Below are 3,304 nucleotides of genomic sequence, written 5' to 3'. Positions count from 1 at the left end.
TATGCTCGGATGAAAGCGGCTAAAACGCAAGATCTGCGTCTTCTCCGGGGCGACTTCGAGGCCGAATTTCTCCAGCCGCTTCGGTAGCACCGCGAAGAACCGCTGTGCATCGTCACGCAAGCGGAAGGCGCAAACGAAATCGTCGGCGTAGCGACACAGCAGCACCTCGCCCCGACAGTGGGGCTTGACCACACGCTCAAACCAGAGGTCCAAGGCGTGGTGAAGGTAGAGGTTTGCCAGTACCGGTGAGACGATCCCCCCTTGCGGGGTCCCGGCTTCGGGTTGGAGTACCGCTCCATCGGTGTCCAAAATCCCGGCCTTGAGCCATTTGTCGATGAGATCGAGAAAGGCGCCGTCGTCGATCGTTAGACTGAGCATTCTTCGCAACCAAGCGTGGTCGATGTGCTCGAAGGACACCACGACACACTACCCACCTCGACGGTTTTCCCGCCGCGGTCACCATCACGCGCGCGCACCATCCGCTCGTCGGGCAGACGCTGGAACTTCTCGGTTGGTCGCAGCGCCAACAGCGCCTGCATCTGCTCCTGGTCCTGCCCGACGGCAGCCGTTCGCACATCCCGGCGGCATGGACGAACCTGACGCCGCCGCCAGGGACCGCTCAAGCGCCACCTCCTGAGCCAACTGCACCGGTTGGTTCCGCCCTCGCCACCGTGGAGCAATTGCTCCGGACCGGCACCTTGCTCGACGCTTTGCTGGCTCGCCCCGCGCCGTCGGGGCACCGCCAACGTCCGCCCGACGAGGAGAGTCCCGGTGCAATTGAACCTCCCCTTTCCCCAGACCCCACGTCCACACGAGGAGGTCTGGGAGCAACTGAGCGACACGCAGCAAGACACGCTGATCGCGACCCTGGCGCAGCTGATCGCCAAGGCCAGCGCCGGGGACACCCCGCCGCCGGAGACGCCCCATGAGTGACCACAGTAAGATCCAGCCGGGCCACTTGGAGCGCGCCGCCTACGTGTATGTCCGCCAGTCCACGCCCCATCAGTTGGAGTACAACCGTGAGTCCACCGAGCGCCAATATGCCCTGGTGGAGCGCGCCCGCACACTCGGTTGGCGTACCGAACAAACTCAGGTCATTGATGAGGATCTGGGACTGTCGGGGGCCGGGACCGCCGTGCGCGCCGGCTTCGCGCGCCTGACCGCCGAGGTGGCCCTGGGACGGGTCGGCATCGTATTGGGCCTGGAGGCCTCGCGCTTGGCGCGCAATAGTGCCGACTGGTATCGTCTGCTCGACCTGTGCGCCATGACCGATACCCTGATCGGGGATAGCGACGGACTGTATCACCCGGCGCAGTTCAACGACCGATTGTTGCTTGGGCTTAAGGGGACCATGAGCGAGGCTGAGTTGCACATCATCCGTGCCCGGTTGGACGGCGGCATCCGTAACAAGGCGGCGCGCGGCGAATTGCGCCGGACGCTGCCGGTGGGCTTGGTCTGGGGGGAGGCCGACGGCGAGGTACGCCTTCACCCCGATGCGGCCGTGTGCGCCGCGGTGCGTGCCGTCTTCGCGCGTTTTGCCGAGTTCGGCTCGGCACGCCGGGTGTGGCTGTGGTTTCGCGCCGAGGGGCTGTCGTTCCCGCTCCAAGCTAATACCCTGGCGGCGATCCGCTGGGTTGAACCGACCTACACGGCCATCCATAACATCCTGACCCATCCGGCGTATGCCGGGGCCTATGCCTACGGCCGGAGCCGCCACGAGCGGTATGTCGACGCGACGGGGCAGATTCGCAAGCGGGTACGTCGCCTGCCGCGGGCACAGTGGGCGGTGCTCATCCATGACCATCATCCCGGCTTTATCGACTGGGCGACCTATGAGGCCAATCAGCAACGTCTTGTTACCAATATTCATCCCGCACCCCACGCGAGCGGCGGTGCGGTGAGAAAGGGCGCGGCGCTGTTGCAGGGGCTGGCGGTCTGCGGCCACTGTGGGCGGCCATTGCATACCCATTACCGGGGTCGCCACGGCGCCCCCGGCTACCATTGCGCGGGCAAGACCGTGGTCAACGGCCGTGGGCTCTATTGCTTGAGTGTCGGTGGGGTACAGATCGACGCGGCCGTCACCGGCGCCTTCCGCGAAGCCCTCGCCCCGGCGGCCTTGCAGGCGACGGTGCGGGCCGCCGAACAGTTGGAAAGCGACCGTGATGCGGCCCTCAGACAATGGCAGCTCGCGCTGGAGCGCGCCCGCTACGCGGCCCAGTGCGCCGAGCGCCGCTACCGGGCGGTCGATCCCGAGAACCGCTTGGTGGCCCGTGGGCTGGAAGCCGAGTGGGAGCGCAGCCTGGGCGCACGCGCCGCCGCTGAGTCGGAACTGGCGCGTCGTAGCGCACAGCAACCGCGCACCTTGAGCCCCCAAAAGCGACAGCGGCTGGCGGCCCTCGGGACCGACCTGGCGCAGGTCTGGAATGCTCCGACCACCACCGATCAGGACCGCAAGGCGCTGTTGCGCAGCCTGCTGGAGGAGGTCGTCATCGCGGTGAATCGCGCACACGCCAGCGCCCACTTGACCCTGCGCTGGCGCGGCGGGCTGATCACCCTGCTGGCGGTCCAGTTGCCACGCTCTCATCCGCCAGCACTGCGCACCGACGAGGACACCATCGCGCTGGTGCGGTGCTTGGCCGTGCACTATTGCGACGCCGTCATCGCCGGGGTCCTCAATCGCCAGGGCCGGCGCACAGTGCGGGGTGAACGCTTCACCGCCGGCCACGTGGGGAACCTGCGGCGCTACTGGAAGATCCCCCACTTCCAACCACCCACCGTCGCGCCCGAGGGACCCGCGCTCACCATTCAGCAAGCAGCGCAGACCCTGGAGGTAGCCCCCTCGACCTTGCACCGCTGGCTCAACGACGGCTTTATCGCCGGCGAACAGGACACCCCCGGTGCCCCCTGGCGCATCCGTCTTACCGACGAATTGAAGGCCCGCTTTGTCGCGGACGTTCCACCGGGCTATCTGCCCATGTTGGAGACCACCAAATGCCTCGGGGTATCGCGACAGACGGTGTTGCAGCGTGTAAAGCGCGGCGAACTGGACGCTGTCCATGTCCGGCGCGGACGCAGACAAGGATTGTATATCAAGGCGATAGACACCGGCCCCGACCTCTTCGACCCAGCACCATGAATTGGAGGGCATTATGACGCAGCGTCCAAAAAGCCTTTAATGTCGGCCTCCACGACCCATTGCGTCTGCCCGTTGGTAATGACCTCCGCGACCCGCCGCAGCGCATCGTGCGCGCTACGCCCGGGACGAAAGCCGTACGAGAAGTCGCAAAACTCCGGCTCCCAGATC

At 66.2% G+C, this 3,304-nt stretch carries 3 protein-coding genes; 2 read left to right on the top strand and 1 reads right to left on the bottom strand.

Going from position 1 to position 3,304, the window contains the following annotated elements; genetic code table 11:
* The coding region (locus QZY44_RS09395) for a reverse transcriptase domain-containing protein (RefSeq protein ID WP_295445501.1) at positions 1-417 on the bottom strand (417 nt) is incomplete at its 3' end.
* 354 nt (positions 418-771) lie between these two features.
* On the opposite strand from QZY44_RS09395, the gene QZY44_RS09390 reads away from it, so the two are divergent.
* Together QZY44_RS09390 and QZY44_RS09385 are read left to right on the top strand one after the other, a co-directional pair.
* Positions 772-933 carry a hypothetical protein gene (locus tag QZY44_RS09390; RefSeq protein ID WP_295445499.1) on the top strand — a complete coding sequence of 54 codons (162 nt, stop codon included), beginning with the start codon at positions 772-774 and terminating at the stop codon, positions 931-933.
* Positions 926-3,136, top strand: coding sequence for a recombinase family protein (locus tag QZY44_RS09385; RefSeq protein ID WP_295445497.1), 2,211 nt, complete (start codon positions 926-928; stop codon positions 3,134-3,136). The genes QZY44_RS09390 and QZY44_RS09385 overlap by 8 nt, the downstream gene beginning before the upstream one ends.
* Positions 3,137-3,304 lie beyond the last annotated feature (168 nt).

This window comes from uncultured Thiodictyon sp. (genome assembly GCA_903837595.1).
GTDB lineage: Bacteria > Pseudomonadota > Gammaproteobacteria > Chromatiales > Chromatiaceae > Thiodictyon.
Note: the sequence above shows the minus strand (reverse complement) of the source record. Positions and strands in the feature narration are given on the sequence as shown.